The sequence below is a fragment of the Kitasatospora sp. NPDC056273 genome (genome assembly GCF_042268845.1).
Taxonomy (GTDB): Bacteria; Actinomycetota; Actinomycetes; order Streptomycetales; family Streptomycetaceae; genus Kitasatospora.
Map to the genome: position 1 here is coordinate 61,404 of NZ_JBHJSJ010000007.1, position 24,420 is coordinate 85,823.

Here is a 24,420-nt window from a genome sequence, read left to right on the forward strand (position 1 = left end):
GTACGCCATCTCGCTACTCTCGGTAGCCATCACTCGGAGGCTGCCGACTTAGCAGGTTCGACCTCTTGCCAGCTCTGCCGCCCACGCTCGCCAGGAGCGGAGCTGGCCGTCATTACCGCCCTCGGGCCGCGCCGGTCCGACAGGCGGCCGATCAGAACCCCGGCCAGCACGGAGGTCAGCAGCGCCGCCGAGAACGCGGCGGTGGTCGCCTGGGTGGACCACCTGGTGGGCCGGGCCCGGCCCTCGTGGTCCTGAGCTACCGACTCGAAGGCCTCTCCATGGATGTCCAGGACTGTCGACCCCGAGGGACGTGGTGCCCCAACACGCTCGCGCTGTCGTCGGACGCACCTCACCGCCTCGATCAGCGGGCGACCCTCACTTCAGGGATGCACCTGACCTCGTCGACACCCGCCCCCACTAGCACCGCTTCTTGATTTTCCACCTCAAATGAGGGAGAGTATCCGGAAGTTGGCGGTGATCCAGAGGGGCGGCGCAAAAATGACCGTGGTGTGGACAGACGTGCACGAGGTCGAGGAACGCCTCAAGAAGCTCGGACTGTCGCCCGAGGGCACGCCATCGGCTGTCGAGAACATCGACACCGTGCTGCAGCGTGCCGAGGCCGAACGAAACTTCTGCACCGGCCTGGACCCCATTTCTCTGCCCGGCAACATCTTCTGGGGTCGCACTGTACGGTTCCTCCGCGAGACCTATCTGCCGCATGGCTGGACCGCCGCGAGTCCGCGCAACGTCCCACTGCTCGTCGCCCCGTCCGAAGAGTTCGCAATCACCGTCTCCAGCGGGAGCCGCGAGACAGGTTTCGGCGCCTTGAAGCCAACGACCCGCTACTCCAAGGGCACAGCCGTGATGGGACGGGTAGCGACAAACCGCCAGCTACTGATCCCCGGTGTCGGCTTCGGCGAGGAGGACGTGGAGGTCGGCGACGGAATTCCGACGTGGTTCTTGCTGTATCAGCACGTGAGCACGAAGTCCGGTGTCCGTCTGCACGCTGAGCTGTCTCTCCCGGAAGGCGCTGGCGAGCACGGAAAGATCGATGTGTGGAACGAGCGGATTATCCTTCCCGAGATCGACTTCGACGGCTTCACCCCGTTCGAGGACGCTATCGACCCGAACAGCGGGTTCGACATTCCGGTCGAACGACTGGGCTGAGCGAAGTACCCGTCCGCCCTCTCCCCCGAAACGTGCTCCTCCCATGATCACCGCATCCCGGCTCGTCCTGGCGCGCAAGCGCCGGGGCCTGACCGTCACCCGTCTCTCCCAGCTCGCCGGGATCACCACCCGGCGGCTGGGCGACTTCGAGAGCGGCAAGGCCACACCCTCCGCGGCGTCGCTCGCCTCTCTCGCCCAGACTCTGGACTTTCCTGAGTCGTTCTTCCACGCGGACGAGGTCGCCGACCTTCCCCCGGACGCGGTGAGTTTCCGTGCGCCCAGCAAGATGACTGCCTCTCAGCGAGACATCGCTCTCAGTAACGGGCGCATGGCGTGGGAACTCCAGAATTGGATCGGCGAACGGTTTCGCCTCCTCGATCACGACCTGCCGTCGCTGACCTCCTTCAGCCGCTGCCGTACTGACGTCGCCGATATCCCGATGCCAGGACAGGCCTCCGAGGGCCTACCGCCAGCCGAGGAAGCAGCAAACCTGGTCCGGGCTCGGTGGGGCCTCGGGAACGCCCCAATCGGGAACATGCTGCATCTTCTCGAAGCGCACGGAACCCGCGTGTTCTCGCTGTCCCGCGACTGCAAGGACGTGGACGCGTTCTCGTTCTGGAACCGTGGCACGCCCTTTGTGCTGCTGAATACCACGAAGACCGCCGAGCGCAGCCGCTTCGACGCCGCTCACGAACTTGGTCACCTGGTCCTTCACGGCGAAGAACAGATCCCGCACGGCCCGGACGCGGAGGCGGAAGCGCACCGCTTCGCCGCGGCCCTGCTTATGCCGGCCCCCGACATCCTCGCCCGAGCGCCGAAGAACGCGACCACCGATTGGATCCTCACCGCCAAACAGCACTGGCGGGTCGCCGCGATGGCCCTCGCCCACCGCCTTCACGAACTTGGTCATACGACCGATTGGCAGTACCGCACCCACTGCGTCGACCTCGGCCGGCTCGGTTACCGCAAGGCCGAGCCTCGCGGGCTGCGGCACGAGACATCCCAGGTCCTTGCGAAGGTGTTCAGCGCGATGCGCCAAGAGGGCGTGAAACTCCCCGACGTCGCCCGCGAGCTTCACCTGCGCACCAGCGACTTGAACGATCTCGTATTCGGCCTCATCGTCACAGCGCAAGAAGGCGGCCGGGAGTCATCTGCTGCTCCAGTCGGCGAGCGGCCGCGTCTAAGCCTGGTTTGATCGCCCCGAGGTCCAGTGCATCCGCGACGTCGGCTTCAACACAACGAGCCGCCGTGCGGACGCAACTGACGACGGCGACTCCTCAACCAAAAGGTTGAGGACGGAGCTCACTGAGCCAGGGCCCGGCGGTACCCCGCTGACCGAGCAGGTCCTTGCGGGGCGGAGAAGCCCTCATAGTCCGTCACCGAACGAGGGGCCGGTCGCTGCGCTCCAGGGCCGGTCAGCGGTTTGGTTGTCTACATCTCATCATGATTACTTCGCTGCGCCGCGGAGCGCAGCCGCTCTAGCGTGCCGGTACGGGGAGTGGCGGCTGCCTGCGGCAGCCAGCGAACATTAGAGGGGTTCATGTATCTGGCACGCGTGCAAGCCGAGAACTTCCGTATCTTCGGCGGGCCTGCCACCGACTCGGATCTGGGGTCGGCTCTGGACCTCGCTCTTGAGCCGGGCCTCACCGTTCTGGTTGGAGAGAACGACAGTGGCAAGAGCGCGGTGGTCGACGCGATCCGGCTGTGCCTGACGTCGAGCGCCGACTTCACCCGCATCACAGCGGACGACCTCCATTGCGGTGCTGACGGCAGAGCCGACTACCTGCAGATCAGCTGTACGTTCGAAGGTCTCGATGACCAGGAAATCGGCTCCTTCAGCGAGTTCCTGACCTCGCTTCCGGGAGAGGCTTCCCGGCTGACCGTGACCCTGCGGGCAGAGCCCTTCGACCCGGATGTGCCCCACCGCATGTCCGTCAGGGTGCGTGCGGGCGAGACCCCGCTCGACGGCGAAGTCCGCGAGCGTCTGCGTGCGACGTACCTGCGGCCGCTGCGCGATGCCGAAGGGGAGATGCGGGCCAGCCGCAACTCGCGGTTGTCGCAGATCCTCACCCAGTACCCCGGCATGCACGAGCAGCGGGAGAACGACTTCGACTCCGCCGAGGACAGTGCCGGCACCTTGGTGGGCATCCTGCAGCGCGCCAACCACCACATCAACGCCAACACCCTGGTGCAGAAAGCCCGGGACGAGCTCAACAGCGGATACCTGAACAGGTTCGCCATCGGCCAGGACACCCTCTCCGGCGCGATCAGCATCGCCACGACCGCATCGCTCCAAAGCGTCCTTGAGCGCCTCGAGCTGGCCTTCGCACCCGACCCCGGCCTCACCGAGTCGACCCGTCACGGCCTCGGCTACAACAACGCCCTGTTCATGGCCGCCGAACTCCTCCTGCTGGGCCGGGAAAGCACCTCCCCCATCCTCCTCATCGAGGAGCCCGAGGCCCACATGCACCCACAGCTGCAGACCCGCGTCGTCGACCTGCTCCAGGACCGCAGTCGGGGCGAGTCCCCCGTCCAGATCATCGCCACCACGCACAGCCCACACATCGCCTCCAGTGTGCCGGTGGAGCACCTGACCCTCGTGGCGCGGGGCCGGACGTTCCCTCTTCGGCCGGAATGCACCCAACTCGACTCCTCGGACTACGCGTTCCTCAGCCGGTTCCTGGACGCCACCAAGGCGAACCTCTTCTTCGCCCGGGCCGTCGCCATGGTCGAGGGAGATGCGGAGGTCCTGCTCCTCCCCGCACTCGCCCGTGTCGCTGGCCACTCGTTCGCCGAAAACGGCGTCAGCATCGTGAATGTCGGCAGCACCGGCCTGTTCCGCTATTCCCGAATCTTCCAGCGCAAGGACTCCACTCTGCCGCCGGTACGCGTGGCCTGCATCACGGACATGGACCTGGCTCCCGATGGAGCCGACAAGGAAATGACCAAGGAGCTCACGCGGTGGAGCAGCCTCACTGCGGAGGAGCGGAGCGAACGCGTCGTCAATAAGCAGAAGCGCGATGGCGGAGCCGTCCGGACCTTCGTGTCGAACTGGTGGACCCTCGAATACGACTTGGCTCGCTCTTCATGGCCGATGGCGACGCTGATGCACCAGGCGATCAGCGCAGCCAAGCGCTCCAAGTGGCCGAAGGCAGAGGATCTCGTGGGAATCGAGGAGATCGCGGCCATGGAGGTGAAGAAGTGGCGGGAGGACGATCGCCTCTCGCTGGAGGAGTGCGCGCTCAGGATCTACCGTCCGCTGCGCGTGGGAAACACCAGTAAGCCGATCGCGGCCCAGCACGCTGCCCGCCTGCTGGAGACATCCGGCATCTCTCCCGAGGACTTGCCGGGCTACCTGGTGGAGGCGATCGGCTACCTGCGCGGGAGTGCCCGGTCGTGACGCTGCCCCTGTCCCCCACCGCCCTGGACCGTGAAAGCATCGAAGCCAAGGCCCGGAGCATGGGCCTCGCCCTGACATCTCCCGAGCAGTTCGCGTTCTTGGAAGCCCGTGGCCCACTGCACCTGCAGGCAGCCCCAGGCTCGGGCAAGACCACCCTGGTCGCCCTGAAGCTCGCACTGGTGGCGGACGGCTGGTTGTCCGACCGCCAAGGCCTCTGCGTCCTGTCCCACACCAACACCGCCACCCAGGAAATCACGAGCCGACTGACCGGACGGGCACGGCGGTTAGAGCACTACCCGCACTTCGTCGGGACGATCCAGAGCTTCGTCCACACCTTCCTCGCACTGCCGGCCCTGCGTTCGCTGAAGATCGCCACCCGCAGCGTCGACGACCAAGCCTTCGCTGCCCAGGCGCGCAGGCTTCTGGAGTTGGGCCCGTTCAGGACGCTGAAGGCCTTCACCCGGCAACGAGCCGACGGGCTGAAGATGGTCACCGAAGCCACGTACGTCTTCGACCCCGCCGAGCCGAAACTTCAGATCCAGGTCGACAACCTCAATCGGGGCACTGCCAGCTACAGGCAGTTGATGAAGCTGAAGGAGTGCCTTTCCCTGCGCGGTGTCTTCCGCTATGCCGATATGTATGCGATCGCCGCCCAACACCTGCACCAACATCCCCGCCTGGCCGCCGGCCTACGCTCCCGGTTCCCGTTCGTCCTGATAGACGAGATGCAGGACACCGGTGAGGAGCAGGGCCGCCTGTTGGAGGCGGTGTTCGGGGACAGCACTGTCGTGCAGTGCGTGGGAGACGTCAATCAGCGCATCCTCGGTACAGACGGTGCCGGACCTGCGGCAGGAAGATTCCCGAATGAGGAGGCGATGGAGCTCCCGGTGAGCCTGCGTTTCGGCGCGGGCCCGGCGAGAGTGGCGAGCAGGCTAGCGGTTCACCGCCCGCAAGAGATCCGCGGCCACGGCCCCGAGAGCGCTCTCGCCATCATCACCTTCACCGAGGGCAGCATCACCCAGGTTCTGCCCGCTTTCGGCGAACTCGTCCGGCGGGCAGTGCCGCCCGAAGCCATCACCGCGCACCCACCGAAGGTCCTCGGCGCTCGCGAGAGCCCAGGAACCTCACGGCTCTTCCCCCGCGCGGTCGGTTGCTACCTTCCCCAACCTGTCATTGGGACGGCAGTGGAGGTAAGTCGACTGCTGCACGCCTACCGGAGCGCCAAAACGGTTCTGCTGCACACCAGCCAGGCCGGCTCCGCAATCACTGTTCTGTGGGGAGCCATCCGAGCCCTGGTCTGGGAGTTGCAGGCGCCGACCACGGCCCAGGCTCTCCCTGACAGCCTGCCGCCATTCCCTCAACTCGACCGCACGCCAGGCACACCGGGCCACCGCCTGCGTGTGCTCCTGGTCAAGGCGCTACACGGCGACTGCGACACCCCGGCCACCTGGGAGGAATTCGTCAACCGCCTGGGGGAACTGGTGCAGGAGGCTGTCGGTGCCCCCGTCTGGATAGACAGGGCTACCCATGCCCGCTGGCTGGCCTACACGCCGCTGCCGCATGCCTCGGGAGGACCTCTGCCGTCGGTGCTTACGACCACCGTCGCGAGCGCGAAGGGCGAGACACACTGCGCGACCCTCATCCTTGAGTGCGCCACGAAGAACGGGAAGAGCCACGATCTGGGCAGCCTGCTCCCCGTGATTGCTGGGGAGATGCCCGCCAGCAGACTCAAGGCCACCGGCCGACACGCTGCGATGAACACCTTCGTCGCGGCCACCCGCGCCAGATACCTGCTTGCAGTCGCCGTCCACGAAGACCGTGCGAATCCCCACCTCGGAGCCCTGGGACGCGACGGTTGGTCCATAGTCAGCCTCTGAACGGCCGCACAGCGCGGGCGACGGGCCATCGACTGCCCGCCATGCCCCACCGACCAGTGGACTGGTAGGCCCGCATGTTCACGTGTCGCGTATTCCGCGGGCGGATCCCAACATCGTCACGGCAGGTGATCACATTGCTCGGTATCGTGGAGTGGTGGGCAACATCGCCGGATCAGCGGCGAAAGGAACTTGGAGGCATGGCTTGTCCAAGATGATTCTTGTCGAGCTGTCGCCACTCGGCCGCAAGCCGCACGGCTGCCCTACCGAGGTCCAACGCAGCTGGGCTCGATACGTTGCCACCCACAAGTCGGTGACGGGACTGTTCAACACCCTCAACCAGCTGCGGCAGCAGGGTGACCCTCGTGGCCCGATCTCCGAGGACCAACGCGATCTTGCTCGAGCAGCGATTGTCTTTACCGCAGCTGGGGTCGACGCCTGCCTGCGGACGCTCCTGCGCGACGCCTTGACACCTCTACTCGCCTCGGACGGACCGGCCCACGGGGCCTTCACCAAGCATTTCTACGAACAGCGCTTGAACGGTAGCGTGACCAACGCGACTAAGAAAGCCGTCGTGTCCCTGGACCCGCGGGCGGCCCTCATGGACCTCTACGTGCAAGACCTGACTGGCGCCAGCATTCAGAGCTGGAAGGAACTGCGCGCCGTACGCAATGCCCTTGGCATTTCCAGCGACCGTCTGGATGACGCCGTCCTCCAGACGCACCAGTCGTTCTTCGACGCCCGCCACGAAGTCGTCCATGAGCTCGATCTGATAGATCCCTCGGGCAAGGGGAGCCGAGGCCGCCGGCATCGCGACCTGGCTGCCGTGGGCGATCAGTGCAATGGTGCCCTGTGCCTGCTCACCGATTTCATAAACCCCACAGCCCAGGCAGTGAAGGCGGCCTGGGCTGCTTCCGGAGCGGCCGCCGGGGCGTGATGATCGGTCCTACTGTGCTTTGTGCATCCGGAAACCCGCTCCGAGGTTTTCCTCCTAAACGGCGAGACCGCGAGGTTGGCCGGCCCTCGCCTACGGTCCGTGCCGCCATTGCCTTCGCGGGCGTTTACGGGTAGTAACTCTGCGCAGCCTAGGCAGTGGGCCGCCGACTCAACCTCGTGGTCCACGCTCGGCGCTTCTCATCGTCATCACCGCCGCGTGTGCACTGGTTGTGAAATGATCTTCCATAAGGCTCCTGTTTTCGCAGGTCAGGGGCATGTTCGATCAGAACTACGACCTGTAGGGGCCCCCTCTGACGCGTAGACCGCATCAGTTCAGACGGGTTTTGGGCAGGGTTTGAACCCGGTGGCCGTCAACGGCCGCCGGGTTCTGTCGTGCTATTGGTCAGGCCAGGGTCTCGATCGGGTTGAGGGTGACGGTGCAACCGACCTGGTTGAGATGCCCCACCGTCGGGCGGGTGGCACGGGCAGGCGGCGAGGCACCTGAACCTCGTCTGGAGGTAGGTGTTCGCGGCTCTGGCCGCGCCCGAAGACGGCGATGCCGAGGCACCTTTGAGACAAAGGTGCCTCGACCGGACCTTGATCTTCTTGATGTGACCCTCCGCCTCACAGCGGCCGGGGCGGACGCGCCGGCCGTCATGTGCCGCCTGGTCGAAGCACGAGGTCTCCGTCGATCGCGCTCACCCGTCCGGACAGTCGAACCCGGTCGGGCTTTCCGCGATGTTCACCTCGCCGAATCCGGCGGCGTGGACTGCACCGTTTTCCACGTCGTCCGGATGAACGATCGCATCCTGGATTCCAACGCCACGCATGAAAGCTTTCACCGAAACTTTATAGATCCGACCCATCAGCGTCACGGGACAGGGAAATGTGCCATCTCTGACCATTCGACGCGCAGTGGCTTCGGATACTCCCAAAGCCGCTGCAGCCTCCTGAATTCCCATGGCCGGGGGCAAGAAGTCAGAAATTTTATAGTAGTGATCCGAACCTGCGATTCCCGATCGGGCCAACGCCGAGCCACTAGCGGCTTGTATGCTCATCTTCGGGCGTTGCCCGGAACGGATCTGCTCGTGAAAAATCATCATTCGATCGACGCAGTCGACCTCCTGAAACAATGCTCCGTGCCGCTCGCCTCGAATAATTTCGGCCAGGTCGGAGTCCTGAAAATTCGCGGCACCGACGACCGAAGACGCCCTCAGCGCAGGGACATGGGTCATCTTGTCCAGCGAGAGGAGCGCTTCCACGTCGCTCGTCAAGCTTCTGAGCGAGTCCACTTTCGCCCGCCGATAAGCCGACGAGACGGCCGCCTTCACCATGGCCCCCCGAACCTGGTGTACAGGAACCCCCTTTTCGGTGGCTTTCCATGCTTCAAGCGCGGCCTCCACCATGTCCGACTGGACATCGTGTCGATCGACGAAAAACTCCCGGGATATCTTCCAGGACCGCGCGCGAAGGACTGGAGCAAGGCAGTCCAGGATAATCATCCGCCATTTTTCGCCACTCTCGACATCGCACAACCTCGCCCTGGCCACTATGGACTCCCAGAGGCGGGATCGAGAGCCCGCGGTAGCCCGCAGCCCGGCGGCAACGGCATCTGCGCGGAATTTCTCATAGTCCGGGTGCCGCTTGATTTCGCAGTCCCGAATATCTTCCATGTGAACGCAGACAGGACCCTCGCCACAAGCCGTGCGAGCGTACTCTTGTATGCGATCGAAAACGTCACGCACAACCCACCCCAGATCTGGCCCATCGGCCTGGACAGAGCATGCTGGACCGACTCGGCGATCCGCTCCTACTGAGGGCTTCCTTAGCTCGATCGAGTGAATTCAGCTTCTGCGTTCCCAGGAGACGTCCTGACCTGTTCTGGCCGTCGGGCTACGGGGTGTCCGGGGTGAGGGCGAGGACGGCGAGGTCGTCGGCGAGGAGGCCGGCGTAGCGGTGGACGTCCTGGGCCAGGAAGGAGACCACGCGGTCGGGGGCGGTGGTGCCGAGGGCGGCGAGGCGGGGGGCCAGCGGGTAGAAGGCGCCGGTGGTGTCGCGGGCCTCGCTGACGCCGTCGGTGTAGAGCAGGACGGTGTGGCCCGGGGGCAGCGCGACGGCGATCGCCTTGCTGCGCTCGTCGGCGGGGCCGAGGTGGCCCAGGCCGAGCGGGAGCTCGTCGGCGCAGGACACCGGGGATATGCCCCCGCCGCCGAGGAGCAGCGGGGTGGTGTGGCCGCGGTTGACGATCTCCACGCAGTCCGAGCCGGGCCGGTACTGGAGCAGGACGGCGGTGGCGAACAGCTCGTCGTCGCCGCGGTCGGCGGCGTCGCGCAGCACCGCACGGTCCAACTGGTCGGCGAGGTCGACCAGCCCGGGGGTGTCGTACGCGGCCGCCCGGAACGCGCCGAGGACGTCGGCGACGGTGCGGACCGCGGCCAGGCCCTTGCCCCGGACGTCGCCGAGCAGCACCCGCACGCCGAAGCGGGTGTCGCACACCTCGTACAGGTCGCCGCCGACCAGGACGTCGGCCTGGGCCGGGCGGTAGAGGCCGGCCACCCGCAGCCCGCCGGCCCGTTCGGGCACCGGGCGCAGCACGGTGCGCTGCAGGGTCTCGGCGACCGTACGGGCCTGGAGCAGGTTGCGGTTCTGCCGGGTGCGCTGCCAGGACAGGGCGGTGCCCATGACGCCGGAGAGCAGGGTGGCGATGTAGACCCAGACGTGGTGCTGCTCGTCGACGTGGTCCGCGCGCAGCGCCAGGACGAGCTGGAGGCCCAGGGAGCCGGCCGTGGTGACGGCGGTCAGCACCGGCCCGTAGCTGAACGCGGCCACCACGGGCAGCGCGGTCAGCAGGAAGCCGGCGGCGACGGCGTCCGGGACGACGGCCTCGGCGACCAGGTCCAGCACCAGCAGGAGCACCGGCAGCCAGGGCACCCACCGCGGCGCCTTGGGCTCCAGCGCCGCGGGACGCGGCGGGCGGGGTGCTGTGCGCACGGCGGGACCTCCTGGCAGGCGGCCGCTCCGGGCGATCCGCCCGGATTGGCCGGTTTGGTCCCTCCATGCTCTCCCACGGGCGGCCCTGCCACGAATGGCCGAACGTCCCGGTCCCCGGGGCCGGAGGAGCCAAATCCCCGGCCCCCGGGAGCGGAGCGTCAGCGGACGGTCACCGGCAACGTCTCGTAGCCGCGCAGCACCAGGCGGTCGCGCCGGGTCGGGACGCCGCCCGGGGCGAGCCGGGGGAAGCGGTCGAGCAGGGCGGGCACCGCGACCTCGGCCTCCAGCCGGGCCAGCTGGGAACCCAGGCAGAAGTGGGTGCCGCCGCCGAAGCTGAGCGGCTGGCTGTCGGTGCGGGTCGGGTCGAACACCTCGGGGTGCTCGTAGCGGTCCGGGTCGTGGTTGGCCGAGCCGATCAGCAGGGTCAGCCCGCTGCCGGGCGGGATCGGCAGGCCCTCGACGGCCAGGCCCGGCTCCAGCGCGACCCGCCCGGTGGCCTGGACCGGGGAGTCGAACCGCAGCACCTCGTCGGTGAACCCGGCCGGGGTGATCGCGCCGCTGCGCAGCCCGGCGGCCGCCTCGGGGTGGCGGAACAGCAGGGCCAGGCCGTTGCCGAGCAGGTTGGTGGTGGTCTCGAAGCCGGCCACCAGCAGCAGCACCAGGTTGGCCAGCAGCTCCCGGGCGGAGAGCCGCTCGTCGTCGGCGGCGGCGATCCGGGCCAGGTCGGTGACCAGGTCGTCCTGCGGGCGGGCCAGGCGCTCGGCGGCCAGCTCGGTGAAGTAGCCGGCCAGCTCGTCGGCGGCCTCGTCGGCGGCGGCCAGCTCGTCCAGGTCCTGGATGATCTCCAGCGCGATGGTCAGGTCGGAGGCGAGGCCGCGGAAGCGGTAGCGGTCCTGCTCGGGGACGCCGAGCAGCTCGCAGATCACCCCGACCGGCAGCCGGAAGGCGAAGGCGTCCATGAAGTCCACCGGTGAGCCGTCGGCGCCCTGCTCGGCCATCCCGTCCAGCAGCCGGTCGATCGCCGCCTCCACGGCCGGGCGCAGCGCGGCGACCCGGCGGGCGGTGAACACCGAGGCGATCAGCGAGCGGACCCGCGGCTGGTCGGGGGCGTTGCGCTGGAGGATCGAGCGGCCGAGCAGCGCGAGCGAGGAGTGCACGGCGTACTCGGGGGCCAGGCCGGCCATCATCTCGGCGGTCGCGACGCCGAAGGCGGGCGTGCGCAGCACCTTGTTGACCGCCGCGTAGCCGGTCACCACGAACATGCCGTCCCCGGCCGGGGCCACCGGGCCCAGCTCGCGGGCCCTCGCGTACAGCGGGTACGGATCGGTCCTGACCTCCGTGGTCATCAGCTGTTCGATGATCGCCGCGCCGTCCATCCGGTGCTCCCCTCCCGAGCTCACGCTTCCTGACCGGTCAACCGCCGGTGGGCGGGGCGGAGTTCCCGTACGGAACGGATCGCGCGCGGCGGGCCGGGAGGACGGCGAACGCCGGGGCCGGGGCGACGTCGCGCGCGGCGGCTGTCGGGGCCGGCGCGGGCGGCTCGGTAGGGTGGCCGGCATGGAGATCTGGATCAACCCCCGGTGCGGCAAGTGCCGGACCGCGCTCGGCGCGCTGGACGGCGCCGGGGTCGAGTACACCGTACGGCGCTACCTGGAGGATCCGCCGACCGCGGCCGAGCTGGTGCGGGTGCTGGAGCGCCTGGGCCTGGAGCCATGGGACATCACCCGCACCGACGAGCAGGCCGCGAAGGACCTGGGGATGAAGGGCTGGCCCCGGGAGGAGGGTTCGCGCGACCGCTGGATCGCGGCGATGGCCGAGCACCCGATCCTGATCCAGCGCCCGATCATCACCGCGGACGACGGGCACGCCGTCGTGGCCCGCACCCCGGACGCCCTCAAGTCCGTTCTGCCGTAGGGCGGTTGCGGCCCACCCGGCCCGCCCGGCCGACCCGCCCGACTCAGCCCGGTCAGCCGGGTCGGCCGGTCAGTGGATCTGGATCCGCTCCACCGGCCGGCCGGGGTGCCAGTTGAAGACGAGCAGGTGGTCGCCCTCCAGGGCGGTGTGCACCACCTGGTCGAGCTCCAGCCGGAAGGCGTGGAACGGGGTGGGCGGCGGCTCGGGCAGATCGGCGGCGAAGGCGGCGAGTTCGGTCTCGTCGGTGACCTCCACCGCCCGGCCCGAGACCTTGGAGTCCCCGCCGGCCATGGTCTCGTCCCCCGGGTGCGCGTGCAGCGCGAAGCGGGCGTCGCGCTGGAGCTCACGCGCCTTGACCGCGCCGTACATCGACCCGATCCACAGGTCGGCGCCGACGAATTCGACCTCCGTCCCGCTCACCCGGGGCGATCCGTCCTTGCGCAGCGTCGCCAGGACGTGGTGCTTGTTCGCCTCGAACCGGGCCCGGACCAGGGGCGCCAGGTCGGGGGCCTCGTGCTCGAAATCCTGCCAGGTAGCCATGGCGCCAGTCTGGCACCCGGCACCGACAACTGCCGGACGCGGACAACCGGACGGGCAGGGGCGGTCGGGCGGATGCGGGGAAGGGGCGGCGGGCCGGTCGGGGGCGGCGGGCCGGGAGCGCCGGGCCGCTGTCGGTGGCCGGTGCCAGACTGGCCGGGTGACCACCACGACCACGTACATCGCCTTCCTGCGGGCCATCAACGTCGGCGGCCGGACGGTGCGGATGGAGCGGCTGCGGGCGCTCTTCGCCGAGCTCGGGCTGGGGAACGTCCGCTCCTACATCCAGAGCGGCAACGTCTTCTTCACCACCGCCGAGCCGGACCGCGCCGCGCTGACCGGGCGGATCGAGGAGCACCTGGAGCAGGCGCTCGGGTACCCGGTGCCGGTGCTGCTGCGGACGGTGGACGAGGTGGCCGACCTGCTGGCCGCCGAGCCGTTCCGGGGCGTCGAGGTGACGCCGGACGTCCGGCTGGTCGTCGCCTTCCTCTCCGAGCCGCTGCCCGCCGAACTCGCCCTCCCCCACCGCTCGCCGAAGGGCGACGTCGAGGTGGTCGGCGCCGGTCCGGGGGCCGCCTACGTGGTGGTCCACCTCCGGGACGGCAAGTGGGTCACCAAGGAGATGTTCGGCAAGGCCTACCGGGGCGCGGTCACCTCCCGGTTCCTGCACACCACGGAGAAGATCCTGGCCGCCGCCCGCAAGGCCTGACGGCCCGGACGACAGCCGGGGACGGCCCGTACGGCAGCCGGGGACGGCCCGGACGGCAGCCGGGGGCCGTCGGTACGGCGACCCGGAACGGCCCGTACGGCACACCGGAAACGCGCGGAACCGCCCGGCCGGAAAGGGCGTCTGGACTGCCGTGACGTACGAACCCCGCGCCCGCGCCCGGCGTGATCTGGACAGCCGGAATCGGCCGCGCGGACAATGTGGCCATGACGCCTCCTGAGCTCCCCGCCGGCACGGCCGGGCCGACCGGCGCGGTCCGGCCCTCCGACGCCGAGCGGGAGGAGGCGCTCGGGGTGCTGCGGGACGGCGCGGGCAGCGGGCGGCTCTCGCACGACACCTTCCTCGGCCGGATGGACATCGTCCTCCGGGCCACCAGCCGCGGCGAGTTGGACGCGGCGGTGGCCGGACTGCCGACCGGCGGGCCGGTCGAGCGGTTCGTGCTGCGGACGGTCGGGCGGATCTCCGCCTTCGGCGACCGGCTGGGCAAGGCCTGGCGCACCGAGCGGCTGCCGGGGCTGAGCCTGCCGCACTCCGGGGCCGGGAGGTTGACGATCGGCCGGCTCCCCGGCTCGGGGCTGCGGCTGCACGACCCCTCGGTGTCCCGGAACCACGCCGAACTGCGGCACGAGCGGGACGGCTGGATGCTGTACGACCTCGGCTCGACCAACGGCACCCATGTGAACGGGCGCCGGATAGCGGGCGGCGTCCGGGTCCGGCCCGGCGACCAGGTGCGGTTCGGGAACCTGGAGTTCCGGCTCGCCCCGCTCTGACCGGCCCGCCCCCGGCCCCGCCCGCCCAGGCGCCCCGGGTCAGTGCGGGAACTGCCGGGGCGGCCGCTGACGCGGCAGCTCGTCCTGGAACTCCGCGATGACGGTGGCGATCTGGCGGGTCACCACGGTGTTCTCCAGCCGGTCCAGGTACCGGTGCTCGGCGGCCAGCGCCTCGACCGTGACGCCGAAGTAGAGCGTCATCAGCGGATTGATGAAGAGCTGCTCGCCCTTGGTCCGCTCGGTGAAGCGGACGTCGCCGAACTCGCCGCGCAGCGCCGCCGCCACCGAGCCGTTGACGATGCTGGGGTGTTCCGGGAAGGCGGCCCGGGCGTGCTCGACGGCGTCCAGGTAGAGCACCCCCTCCCGGCTGTCGCGCGGGACGGAGAAGGCGCCGAGGTAGCCGCCGGCCCGGTCGATCGCGGCGAGGTTCTCCAGCACCAGGGAGTGGTTGACGCCGTGGTGGGCGTCGATGCCGAAGCCGAGGCAGGCGACCAGCCGCTCGGGCACCTCGTCCAGGCCGGCCACCGCGCCCAGGCTCGCCATGTCCTCCTCCGGGGTGCCGAGTCCGGCCTCGTCGCCGCGCATCAGGATGTCGGTGCCGCCGTCCACCAGCAGGACCGCGTCCACGCCCAGGCGGCCGACCAGCGCGCGGTAGGCCTCGCGCAGCGGCTGCACACCCACCGACGGGAAGGCCCACACGGTGTCGGGCATGCCGTGCCGGTTCAGCCAGCGGGCCAGGGTGCGCTCCGGGAAGTAGCCCTCGGGGGCGGCGGTGTCCGGTCCGATCCGGGCCACGTCGGACTCCGCCCAGACGTCGAGCGGCAGGCCGTAGAGGTGGGAGAAGGAGAGGTTGGCCAGGTGCACCTCCTTTCCCGCGGCCCGCAGGGCGAGGGCGATCGGCAGCCCGGCGTACACGTCGAATCCGCCGCCGGCTCCGGCGATCAGGATGCGCTCGGCGGCCAGCAGCCGGGTGAGCAGCGGTGGTTGCAGCAGGGAGGTCACCGGCGGGACGGTAGCAGGACGGCGGCCCGCGGCGAAGCGCCGGTCCCCGCCCCCGCGCCCGGCCGTCGGTGTCAGTGGCGGGTGCGAGGATGCGGGCATGACCGAGGAGACGGTTCTCACCCCCGACGTGCTGCGCGAAGTCCAGGAGCGGGCAAGCGAGTTGATCCGGTGCGGCTTCCAGGAGCCGGACGAGATAGCCGAGTCCCTGGTCGAGGACCTCGACGACCAGGGGCTGACGCAGGAGGAGGCGGAGCGGATCGTCGCTCCGCTGTGGGCCGCGCGGCTGGCCGAGCAGGCGGCCTGGCCGGAGACCACCGACGTGGACCGGCTGGCGGACGCCTTCGACGCGCTGGAGGACCAGGGCATCGTCGCGGCGATGGACTTCACCTGCTGCGCGGGCTGCGGCTACGCGGAGATCGGCGGCGAGGCCGGAGAGGGCTCGGTCGGCTTCGTCTTCTTCCACCAGCAGGACACCGAGGCGGCGGCCGCCGGCCGGGGGTTGATGCTGCGCTACGGCGGGTTCCGCGCCGGGGAGGAGACGACCGAGGTCTCGGAGCGCCGGACGGCGGAGGTCGGGCGGACGGTGGTCGCCGCGCTGGAGGCCGTCGGGCTGACGGCGGAGTGGGACGGCTCGCCGCACACGGCGATCCGGGTCGCACCGCTGGAGTGGCTCAACCGCCTGCCGGAGTAAGCGGCCGGGGCGGCGGGCGGGACGGCCGACACCAGCGGCCGATGGGCACAATCCCCCTGGAAATACGGAGAGTTGGAGGATCAGCCAGCCCCCGGAGCCTTCGAGCATATGCCGGAGGCCCGTACCGGAGGCCCATGCCACGCGCGTAGATCAACGGCCCGAGAAGAGGCCCCGGGGTCAGTCGGCGACGCTCCCCAGACCGCCGAAGCCGGGGCCGAGGCCAAAGCCGGTGCCCGTACCGGTGCCGGCACCGCCGACCGGACCGTCCACCGGCCCCCACAGCGGCGAGGTACAGCGCTGGTAGGTCGCGTGCCAGTGCGGCCAGTTGCGGGCCACGTCGTCGTCGCACTCGGCCAGCAGCCGCTCGACCAGCGCGGGCTCCACGCCCTCCAGCAGCCACGCCAGCGCGTCCGCGACGCCCGGGCCGTCGGCCAGCCGCAGCAGGTCCAGCAGCTCGCCCAGCCCGCCGAGCCGGGAGCCGTCGGCGACCACCCGCTCCATCCGGGGCAGCAGCTGCCGCTCCTCGATCCGCAGATGGGTCTCCAGCCGGGCCGCCAGGTCCTCCATCGCGTACGCGACCGGCCAGGCGCTGCCGGTGTCCCGGCTCGCTATCCGCACCAGCGTGGTGACCCGGGTGAAGGAGTGGTCCAGGTTGTGGTGGTCGTCCTCCAGCCAGTTGAGCAGCAGCCGCAGCTCGGGCGCGAAGCGGCGCACGATCGGCCAGAGCCGGGTGTCCTGCTGCTCGTGGTGGCAGGTGAGCATGGCGGTGATGAAGTTCCAGTGCCGCAGCAGCGCCTCGCCCTTGTCGTCCTCGTCGGGCTGGAGCAGCCGCAGCGCGTTGGGCAGCCGGGCGAGGTCCCGGCGCAGCGCGGCGTGCACCAGGCGCAGGCCGGCGAACCGCGGGGTGGCCGGCCCGTCGTCCACGACCTGCCCGTACGCGTACGCGTCCCCGCCCAGCGAGTCGGCTCCGGACTGGCCCTGGGCGGGCACGGTGTGGACGGGCTGGGGCACCAGGTGGATCGGCATGGGACTCTCTTCACTGCTTGGGGCACGACGGGTGGTGGCGGCCGGTGAGGACCGCCCCAGCCAAGGTGCTCGCAGTCGATCAGAAGCGAATCAATGTCCGATTGACGCGCAGGTCACGGGGCTGCCGACGGGCGGCGGAACCGCACCGGAACCCCCGACGAGCCCCACCGGGGAAGCCGCTGGAAGAACCGCGGAAGAACCGCGGGAAGGCCCGCGCGCAGACCCTCCGGAAACAGAACCGCCGGTGCCGGGAGCGCGAACGCGTCCCGGCACCGGCGGCAGCGGTGGGAGCAGGTGGGAAACAGGTCGGAGCAGGGGCCTCAGTCGGCCGCCGGCCCCGCCAGGTGGGCGGTGAGCCACACCAGGGTGTCCGGGATCATCTTCTTGAAGTCCGAGGTCAGGTGCTTGCCGCCGGGCTGCTCGTGGTACTGGAGGTTCACCGGCGGCACCGCCTTCTCCACCCAGCTCTTGACCACCTTGGTCTCGTACGGGTTGGCGCCGCCCGCGGTGACCAGCATGCTCACGTCCGCCTTGCCCTGGGTGACCAGCACGTCCGGGTTGTTGGCGGCCTTCTCCGCGTCGTGGCCCTTCCACAGCCCCGAGTCCGGTATGAAGTAGCCGTCGATCGGCACCGCGGCCTTGTAGACCTGCGGGTACTGGAGGGCGAGCTTGGCGCTGCAGAAGCCGCCGGTGGAGGCGCCCATCACGCCCCAGCCGTCGCGGCCCTTCACGGTGCGGAAGTTGGCGCGGACGAAGTCCGGGAGGTCCTCGGCCATCCAGGTGGCCATCTTGGCCTGGCCCGGGATGTCGGAGCAGTCCAGCGCGTTCTTCTCGTCGCCGTTGAAGTTCTGCACCGGCATGATCATGATGAACGGGTGGGACTTGCCCTCCTTGACCAGCCGCTCGTTCTCCTCCTGGATCGGCAGCTGGTTGTCGGTCCAGGTGTTGTAGCCGTTGCTCTGGCCGCCCGCGAACAGGGTGAGCACCGGGAAGCCGGTCTTGGCGAACTTGGGGTCGTTGTACTCGGGCGGCAGCCAGACCCAGACCTGGCCGGTGACGCCGGACTTCGCGCCGGTCACCTTGGTCATCATGATCGGGCCGGCGCCGGTGTCCCGGGACTTGCTGAGGGCGGCGGCGGGCCCGGTGGGCATCAGCACCTTGCCGGAGGCGGCGGCCGGGGTCGCGCTGCCGGTCGCGGGCTGGCCGGTGCCGGTGGTGCTCGGGCTGCCCGACGAGCTGCCGCCGGTCGCGCCGGCGCTCGCCGTGGCGCTGTCCCCCTTCCCACCGCCGGAACTCCCGCAGGCCGCGAGCGAGGCGGCCAGGGCGAGCACGGCGGCGCCGGACAGGACGGCGCGGGAACGGGACGACTGCCTAAGCACGGTGAGGACTCTCCGACCGATGTCGCGCCCGGTCCGTGACCGGGCGGCGGCCCCCCGGTGGGGCCGGACATGCCCGAGGGCACAGCGCTGGCGCGTCCCCCGGAGTGATGGCGCGCCGCCCCTTCGCGGGGGTGCGCCTTCCTGCGATCTTATGACGTAGGCCGGGGTGGCCCGGTTGCGCGGTGGCCACCGGAAATCCAATGTTTGTTCGCGATCAGGTAAAAGCCTTCACCCGTCCCCCCGGTCGGCGGGGGCCGGTCGGCGGGGGTGACCGTCGGAGCCCCGTCGAATCGTCCGGATTCTGGTGATTCGACCAGCTCCTCGGCGGCTTCGACCAGTGACGGCGGCCCCCGGATCCGCGAAGATCTCCGGGGCACGCCCAGGCCTTGCCCAGGCTGTGCCCAGGCCATGCCCAGGGCACGCCCAGGCCGGGGCCGACCGGGAACAGTCATCGAGGAGGGTGCCATGAACCAGCGGATCGCCGTCGTCACCGGAGCCGGGAGCGGCGTCGGCCGGGCCGTGGCGGTGGAGCTGGCCGCGGACGGCTGGCGGACGGTGCTGGCCGGCCGCCGGTCCGGGCCGCTGCGGGAGACCGCCGCGCTCTGCACCGGACCGGCCGACGTGGTGCCGACCGACGTCACCGACCCGGCCGCGGTGGACGCGCTGTTCGCCGCGGCCGCCGAGCGCCACGGCCGGGTGGACCTGCTGTTCAACAACGCCGGCGCCTTCGGCCCGGCCGTCCCGGTGGACGAGCTGGCGGTCGAGGACTGGCGGGCCGTGGTCGACCTCAACCTGACCGGCGCCTTCCTCTGCGCCCGGGCCGCGTTCCGGCGGATGAAGGAGCAGGACCCGCAGGGCGGCCGGATCATCAACAACGGCTCGATCTCCGCGCACGTCCCGCGCCCGCACTCGATCGCCTACACCGCGACCAAGCACGCCGTGACCGGCCTGACCAGGTCGCTGTCGCTGGACGGCCGCCCGTACCGGATCGCCTGCGGGCAGATCGACATCGGCAACGCGGCGACCGACATGACGGCGGCGATGGGCGCGGGCGTGCGGCAGGCGGACGGCCGGATCGCCCCCGAGCCGACCATGGACGTGGCCGACGTGGCGCGCACCGTACGGCACATGGCCGGGCTGCCACTGGAGGCCAACGTGCAGTTCGCCACCGTGATGGCGACGGCCATGCCCTACATCGGGCGGGGCTGAACCCCGGCCCGGAGGGCCGCGGGAGGGGCCCCGCCGGTCGATGCCGACGGGGCCCCGGTCCGCTCCGGCCTCACGGCCGCCAGGTGTCGTTCAGCGTGACCGTCCCGCCCGAGGGCACGGTCGCCGTCCGGTTGGCGCCGGACTCCCAGGTCACCGCGCCGCTCGCGTCCTTGCGGACGTACTTGTACTGGAAGGACGTGCCGGCCGGCAGCGCCAGCGCCAGCGACCAGACCGGGTAGCCGGCCGAGGAGAGCGGCAGCGCCTTCGCCGGGTCCCAGCCGCCGAGCGCCGCGGCGTCGCCGACCAGGTAGATGTTCTGCCCGGGCGTGGTGGTCGCGTTGACGTTGAACGAGGCGCCGGAGACGCTCGCGCCGGGCTGGACGTACAGCGCGACCGCGTCGCCCGCGCCGACCGTGGCGGTGAACTGCCCGTCGGCGCCCACCTGGTAGGTCGGGCCGGTGCAGCCGCCGCCCGCCTGCGGGTCGCCGTGCTGGACGTCGCAGTAGGTGCCGGCCGGCAGCCCGGTCTGGAAGGTCCGGGTGATCGCGGCGCCCTCGTGGTTGATCGCGACGTAGCCCTTGCCGCCGCGGCCGAAGGCGATCGCGTTGCCGCCGTTGGACCACCAGTTGCTCACCCCGGTGCCCGCCACCGCGTTGCGGAAGCCGACCATGTTGGCGATCTGCCGCCAGGCGTGGGTGCAGTTCCAGCCGTCCTGGTAGCAGGCGTTGACGGTGCCGCCGTTCGGCGGGCCGTCGTCCTTGTTGGCGAAGGAGTAGCCGGAGTGGACGTTGGGGGCGCCGTACGGCGAGGCCAGCAGGAAGACGTTGGCGAGCGTGTAGGTGTTGCCGTAGGTGGAGTTGAGGGTGGAGCCGTTGCGCTCGGTGTCCCAGTTGTCGACGAAGGTGCGCGCCTGGCCGCTCGGCAGGTAGCCCCAGGAGGCGCCCCAGCCGCTGAGGTTGGCGAGCTTGTCGGTGGTGAACATCCGCTTGAGGTCGGTGCCGGCCCGGAACTCGTCCAGGTCGCCGGTGCCGGTGTACTCGGTGGGCTGGACCGGCTCGCCGGCGCCGTAGATGACCTCCTGGACCCAGTACGCCTTGGGGTTGGCCATCCTGGCCTTGATCGCGGCGAGGTCGGCGGCGGCGATGTGCTTGGCGGCGTCGATCCGGTACCCGTCGACGCCGAGCGAGGCCAGGTCGTCCAGGTAGTGCGCGATGGTGGTCTGGACGTACGCGCTGCCGGTGTCCAGGTCGGAGAGGTTCTCCAGTTCGCAGTTCTGGACGTTGCCGCGGTCCTGGTAGTTGGTGATCGGCTGGCGGCAGCCGTGGAAGTCCTGGTCCTGGTACGTGCCGGGATAGTTGTACTTGGTGTACGCGGTGCCGCCGGTGCCGGTGCCGGAGCCCGCCGACATGTGGTTGACCACCGCGTCGGCTATCACCTTGACCCCGGCCGCGTGGCAGGTGGCGACCATGTTCTTGAAGGACGTGCGGTCGCCGAGCCGTCCGGCGATCCTGTAGCTGACCGGCTGGTAGGAGGTCCACCACTGCGCGCCCTGGATGTGCTCCTGCGGCGGGGAGACCTCGACGAAGCCGTAGCCCTTGGGTCCGAGGGTGGAGGTGCAGGCCTGGGCGACGGAGTCGAAGCGCCACTCGAAGAGGGTGGCGGTGACGTCCTTGCCGTTGGTGGCGGGCGGGGCGGCCTGGGCGGCGGGGGCACCGAGGGAGGTGCCGAGCGAGAGGGCGAGCGCCGCCGAGGCGGCGAGCGCACCGGCCGCGCGGGCGGGCCGGCGGGCGGGGGCGGTGGTGACCACGTCGTCTCCTGGGGGTGGCTGGGGTGGGGCAGCCGGAGGGGGAGCCTGCGGAAGGGCCGCAGGGGGACTGCAGGAAGTTTCTGCAACTTGCCGGAAACTTGCAGCGCCGAACCTAGAGGCACCCGCGGGGGCCGTCAAGACCTTGGTCGAAAGCCCGGGAGAAGCCGAGGAGGAGCCGAGGAGGAGCCGGGGCCGGGCCAGGAGGAGCGGGCACGACAAGGGCCCGGCAGCCGTAGCCGCCGGGCCCCTCACCTGTCCTGGTTCACCGGCCCGTCAGGAGCCGGCCCGGGCTCAGCCGGTCTGGACGGAGGTGTCGTCGATCACGAAGCTGGTCTGGAGCGAGGCGTCCTCGGTCCCGGCGAACTTCACGGTGACCGTCTGGCCCGCGTAGGCCGACAGGTCGAAGGTGCGCTGCTGGTAGCCGGCCGCGGCGTCCACGTTGGAGTAGGTCTTCAGCGCGGTGCCGTTCACCGAGACGGTCAGCTTGTCGTACGCGGTGGTGCCCGACTCGGCGGTGTCGATGTGCAGCCAGAAGCTCAGCGTCGCCTTGCAGCCGGCCGGGATGCTCACCGTCTGCGACAGCGAGTCCGAGTGGGTGGAGCCGTAGCCGTTCAGCCACGCCTTCCAGGAGCCGCTGTGGGCCGCCTGCGAGGCGCTGCTGTCCACCACGCCGCTCGACGCGGTCCACGGCGTGGCCGTGCCCGACTCGAAGCCCTCGTTGCCCAGCAGCTGGGCCGGGGTGCAGCCGCCGCCACCGGTGGAGACGGTCCAGGTGAAGCTGGTCGTACCGGTCTTGCCGGCCGAGTCCTTCGCCGTGACGGTCACGTTGTAGGTGCCCGCGGTGGAGGCGGTGCCGGTGATCGCGCCGGTGGAGGCGTTGATCGACAGGCCGGTGGGCAGGCCGGTGGCCGAGTAGGTCAGCGGGGCGGTGCCACCGGTGGCCTTGATCGCCAGGTTGACCGCGCCGCCGACGGCGGTGGACTGGTTGCCCGGGTTGGTGACGGTGACGCCGCCCGGGTTGGGCGCCGTGCCGACGTTGACGCCCGCCCAGGCGGTGCCGACCGCGGCCAGCTCGGCGCTGCCGGCCCCGTACAGGTCGGTGGCCGCCTTCTCCGTCGCGGTGCGCGCCGCGGCGTAGTTGGTGCTGGAGGTCATGTAGGTGGTCAGCGCGCGGTACCAGACGGCCGCCGCCTTGTCCCGGCCGATGCCGGTGACCGCGATGTTGCCCTGGGTCGGCGAGTCGTAGTTGACGCCGTTGATGGTCTTCGCGCCGCTGCCCTCGGACAGCAGGTAGAAGAAGTGGTTGGCGACGCCGGACGAGTAGTGGACGTCCTTGTTGCCGACGGTGGAGGACCAGTAGTCGGCCGAGGCGCCGTCCTTGGACGGCTTGTCCATGTAGCGCAGCGGGGTGCCGTCCCCGTTGATGTTGATCAACTCACCGATCAGGTAGTCGGGGTTGTCGGTCGGGATGTTGGCGTAGAACTCGACCATCGTGCCGAAGATGTCCGAGGTGGCCTCGTTGAGGCCGCCGGACTCGCCGGAGTAGGTCAGGTTGGCGGTGGCCGCGGTGACGCCGTGGCTCATCTCGTGGCCCGCGACGTCCAGCTCGGTCAGCGGCGCGGTGTTGTTGCTGCCGTCGCCGTACGTCATGCAGAAGCAGGAGTCGTCCCAGAACGCGTTCACGTAGTTGTTGCCGTAGTGGACGCGGCTGTAGGCGCCGACACCGTCGTTGCGGATGCCGTTGCGGCCGAAGGTGTTCTTGTAGTAGTCCCAGGTGGCCGCGACGCCGTAGTGGGCGTCGACCGCGGCGGACTCGCCGTTGTTGACGGTGCCGTCGCCCCAGGTGTCGGTGGACTTGCTGTACAGCGTGCCGGTGCCCGAGGTCCCGTGGTTCAGGTTGGTGGTGTACATCCCACCGCGGGTGCCGTCCTTCAGCTGGTACGACGAACCCGACTGGGTGGTGCCGATGGTGACGTTGCCGACGAAGACGCCCTTGCCGGAGCCGGTCTCGATGCCGTCCCACTGCTGGATGACCTGGCCGCTGGTGGCGTCGGTGACGACGTGCATCTTGCTCGGGGTGCCGTCGGACTTGGTCGAGGAGACGACGGTCTCCCAGGCCAGCCGGGGGCTGTTGTCCGCGGCCCAGACCACCAGGCGCGGCGCGGTGTCGACCGCGGTGCCCTGCTCGGCGGCGAGCGCGGCGGTCTGCGCGGCCGGGGCGGCCAGCTTCGGCGTGGTGCTGACACCGCTCAGCGGGGCGGTGCTGGCCCGGTCAACGCTCTTGGTCGCACCGGTGGGCGCCTGGTGCACCACCAGGTCCCCACCCAGGACGGGCAGTCCGTTGAGGGTGCGCTCGTACCGCAGGTGGCGGGTGCCGTCCGCGTCCTGGAAGACGTCCTTGGTGACCAGCTTCTCCTCACCGCTCAGCCCGAGGCTCTGGGCGAGGCTGGTGGTCTGCTGGTTCGCGGCGGAGATCAGCTGGGCGCGGTTCGCCTGCTGGGCCGCGACGGCGGCCGGCGCGTCCGGCGTGGCCGCCTGGGCGATCACCGGTATGCCGGTGACCAGCAGCGCGGTGGAGGCGGCCATGACAACCGCCGCCTTCCGTGCGTGAGCGTAACGGGACATGCGGACTCCTTTTCCGACCGGCGCTGGGTCGCGCACGGTGGAGAGAAACCTGGGCCGCGGGGTCGCGGCGCAGTGGGGGCCCCCGCCGGGTGCGACGGGAGTGCGGATGCGGTGCTCACAACTCGTTGCAGGGTCGGACGCGCTGCACCTGAACTGGAACAGCTGCACCGGGGGGTGGGGTCCCCTCGTCTACAGCCGGGGGAATCGTGGCAGCAAACGAGCCGTTAATGACAGATGCATGCCACGGATTGGCCGATTCATTACCGAAACCGTATGGAGGGCGCTCCGTCAGTTGTGTTACCCCACGACGAACTCGTGAACACGGTTTTCATGGCCCCGGACAAAGTTCGATCACCACCGGCAGT

Annotated in this window: 19 protein-coding genes and 1 pseudogene; 10 read left to right on the forward strand and 10 right to left on the reverse strand. The window is 70.0% G+C overall.

What is annotated here, in order from left to right; all coding sequences use genetic code 11:
- Window positions 1–89 precede the first annotated feature (89 nt).
- Window positions 90–227 (reverse strand): annotated as a pseudogene (locus ACFCY1_RS08935) (MFS transporter); the annotation flags it as partial.
- A gap of 241 nt (window positions 228–468) precedes the next feature.
- Between ACFCY1_RS08935 and ACFCY1_RS08940 the strand changes: the two are divergent.
- The 5 genes from ACFCY1_RS08940 to ACFCY1_RS08960 all read left to right on the forward strand — a co-directional run bounded on the left by ACFCY1_RS08940 (window position 469) and on the right by ACFCY1_RS08960 (window position 7,378).
- Entirely contained in the window at window positions 469–1,167 is a 699-nt protein-coding gene (locus tag ACFCY1_RS08940) for a hypothetical protein (RefSeq protein ID WP_375874030.1), read from the forward strand.
- A 43-nt stretch (window positions 1,168–1,210) separates the two neighbouring features.
- Window positions 1,211–2,362, forward strand: a complete 1,152-nt coding sequence (locus ACFCY1_RS08945; protein ID WP_375874031.1) for a helix-turn-helix domain-containing protein — start codon at window positions 1,211–1,213, stop codon at window positions 2,360–2,362.
- 345 nt (window positions 2,363–2,707) lie between these two features.
- On the forward strand, window positions 2,708–4,567 hold the full coding sequence (locus tag ACFCY1_RS08950; RefSeq protein ID WP_375874032.1) for an ATP-dependent endonuclease: 1,860 nt from the start codon (window positions 2,708–2,710) through the stop codon (window positions 4,565–4,567).
- Window positions 4,564–6,444, forward strand: coding sequence for a UvrD-helicase domain-containing protein (locus ACFCY1_RS08955; RefSeq protein WP_375874033.1), 1,881 nt, complete (start codon window positions 4,564–4,566; stop codon window positions 6,442–6,444). Before ACFCY1_RS08950 ends, ACFCY1_RS08955 begins: the two co-directional genes overlap by 4 nt.
- 154 nt (window positions 6,445–6,598) lie before the next feature.
- On the forward strand, window positions 6,599–7,378 hold the full coding sequence (locus tag ACFCY1_RS08960) for a hypothetical protein (RefSeq protein ID WP_375874034.1): 780 nt from the start codon (window positions 6,599–6,601) through the stop codon (window positions 7,376–7,378).
- 697 nt (window positions 7,379–8,075) lie between these two features.
- On the opposite strand, the gene ACFCY1_RS08965 is transcribed toward ACFCY1_RS08960, so the two are convergent.
- The 3 genes from ACFCY1_RS08965 to ACFCY1_RS08975 all read right to left on the reverse strand — a co-directional run bounded on the left by ACFCY1_RS08965 (window position 8,076) and on the right by ACFCY1_RS08975 (window position 11,768).
- Window positions 8,076–8,912, reverse strand: coding sequence for a helix-turn-helix domain-containing protein (locus ACFCY1_RS08965; RefSeq protein WP_375874035.1), 837 nt, complete (start codon window positions 8,910–8,912; stop codon window positions 8,076–8,078).
- A 358-nt stretch (window positions 8,913–9,270) separates the two neighbouring features.
- Window positions 9,271–10,368, reverse strand: coding sequence for a PP2C family protein-serine/threonine phosphatase (locus ACFCY1_RS08970; RefSeq protein WP_159028402.1), 1,098 nt, complete (start codon window positions 10,366–10,368; stop codon window positions 9,271–9,273).
- 158 nt (window positions 10,369–10,526) lie between these two features.
- The gene (locus tag ACFCY1_RS08975) at window positions 10,527–11,768 is read right to left on the reverse strand and encodes a cytochrome P450 (RefSeq protein WP_375874036.1); all 1,242 of its coding nucleotides are present in this window, start codon (window positions 11,766–11,768) and stop codon (window positions 10,527–10,529) included.
- 157 nt (window positions 11,769–11,925) lie between these two features.
- Here ACFCY1_RS08975 and ACFCY1_RS08980 point away from each other — a divergent pair, with 157 nt between their 5' ends.
- Window positions 11,926–12,282 (forward strand): arsenate reductase family protein, encoded by a 357-nt coding sequence (locus ACFCY1_RS08980; protein ID WP_117487475.1) that lies wholly within the window; start codon window positions 11,926–11,928, stop codon window positions 12,280–12,282.
- A gap of 69 nt (window positions 12,283–12,351) precedes the next feature.
- Here the strand turns inward: ACFCY1_RS08980 and ACFCY1_RS08985 are convergent, their stop codons facing one another.
- The gene (locus tag ACFCY1_RS08985; protein ID WP_074000870.1) at window positions 12,352–12,822 is read right to left on the reverse strand and encodes a pyridoxamine 5'-phosphate oxidase family protein; all 471 of its coding nucleotides are present in this window, start codon (window positions 12,820–12,822) and stop codon (window positions 12,352–12,354) included.
- A gap of 157 nt (window positions 12,823–12,979) precedes the next feature.
- On the opposite strand from ACFCY1_RS08985, the gene ACFCY1_RS08990 reads away from it, so the two are divergent.
- The gene (locus ACFCY1_RS08990; RefSeq protein WP_082345545.1) at window positions 12,980–13,528 is read left to right on the forward strand and encodes a DUF1697 domain-containing protein; all 549 of its coding nucleotides are present in this window, start codon (window positions 12,980–12,982) and stop codon (window positions 13,526–13,528) included.
- Between the two features lie 224 nt (window positions 13,529–13,752).
- Window positions 13,753–14,316 (forward strand): FHA domain-containing protein, encoded by a 564-nt coding sequence (locus ACFCY1_RS08995; protein ID WP_375874037.1) that lies wholly within the window; start codon window positions 13,753–13,755, stop codon window positions 14,314–14,316.
- A 39-nt stretch (window positions 14,317–14,355) separates the two neighbouring features.
- Here the strand turns inward: ACFCY1_RS08995 and ACFCY1_RS09000 are convergent, their stop codons facing one another.
- Complete coding sequence (locus tag ACFCY1_RS09000) at window positions 14,356–15,318, reverse strand: DUF1152 domain-containing protein (protein WP_074000867.1); 963 nt, start codon at window positions 15,316–15,318, stop codon at window positions 14,356–14,358.
- A 97-nt stretch (window positions 15,319–15,415) separates the two neighbouring features.
- Between ACFCY1_RS09000 and ACFCY1_RS09005 the strand changes: the two genes are divergently transcribed.
- On the forward strand, window positions 15,416–16,009 hold the full coding sequence (locus ACFCY1_RS09005; protein ID WP_074000866.1) for a DUF6891 domain-containing protein: 594 nt from the start codon (window positions 15,416–15,418) through the stop codon (window positions 16,007–16,009).
- A gap of 177 nt (window positions 16,010–16,186) precedes the next feature.
- Here the strand turns inward: ACFCY1_RS09005 and ACFCY1_RS09010 are convergent, their stop codons facing one another.
- Together ACFCY1_RS09010 and ACFCY1_RS09015 are read right to left on the reverse strand one after the other, a co-directional pair.
- The gene (locus ACFCY1_RS09010; RefSeq protein ID WP_375874038.1) at window positions 16,187–17,035 is read right to left on the reverse strand and encodes a hemerythrin domain-containing protein; all 849 of its coding nucleotides are present in this window, start codon (window positions 17,033–17,035) and stop codon (window positions 16,187–16,189) included.
- 320 nt (window positions 17,036–17,355) lie between these two features.
- Window positions 17,356–18,414, reverse strand: a complete 1,059-nt coding sequence (locus ACFCY1_RS09015; RefSeq protein ID WP_079271752.1) for an alpha/beta hydrolase family protein — start codon at window positions 18,412–18,414, stop codon at window positions 17,356–17,358.
- 465 nt (window positions 18,415–18,879) lie between these two features.
- Here ACFCY1_RS09015 and ACFCY1_RS09020 point away from each other — a divergent pair, with 465 nt between their 5' ends.
- Window positions 18,880–19,623 carry an SDR family oxidoreductase gene (locus tag ACFCY1_RS09020; RefSeq protein WP_375874039.1) on the forward strand — a complete coding sequence of 248 codons (744 nt, stop codon included), beginning with the start codon at window positions 18,880–18,882 and terminating at the stop codon, window positions 19,621–19,623.
- Window positions 19,624–19,693: 70 nt separating this feature from the next.
- Here ACFCY1_RS09020 and ACFCY1_RS09025 read toward each other — a convergent pair whose 3' ends face one another.
- Window positions 19,694–21,430 (reverse strand): carbohydrate-binding module family 20 domain-containing protein, encoded by a 1,737-nt coding sequence (locus tag ACFCY1_RS09025; protein ID WP_375874040.1) that lies wholly within the window; start codon window positions 21,428–21,430, stop codon window positions 19,694–19,696.
- Between the two features lie 291 nt (window positions 21,431–21,721).
- A complete protein-coding gene (locus ACFCY1_RS09030; protein ID WP_375874041.1) occupies window positions 21,722–24,055 on the reverse strand; it encodes a M4 family metallopeptidase in 2,334 nt (777 codons plus the stop codon).
- Window positions 24,056–24,420 lie beyond the last annotated feature (365 nt).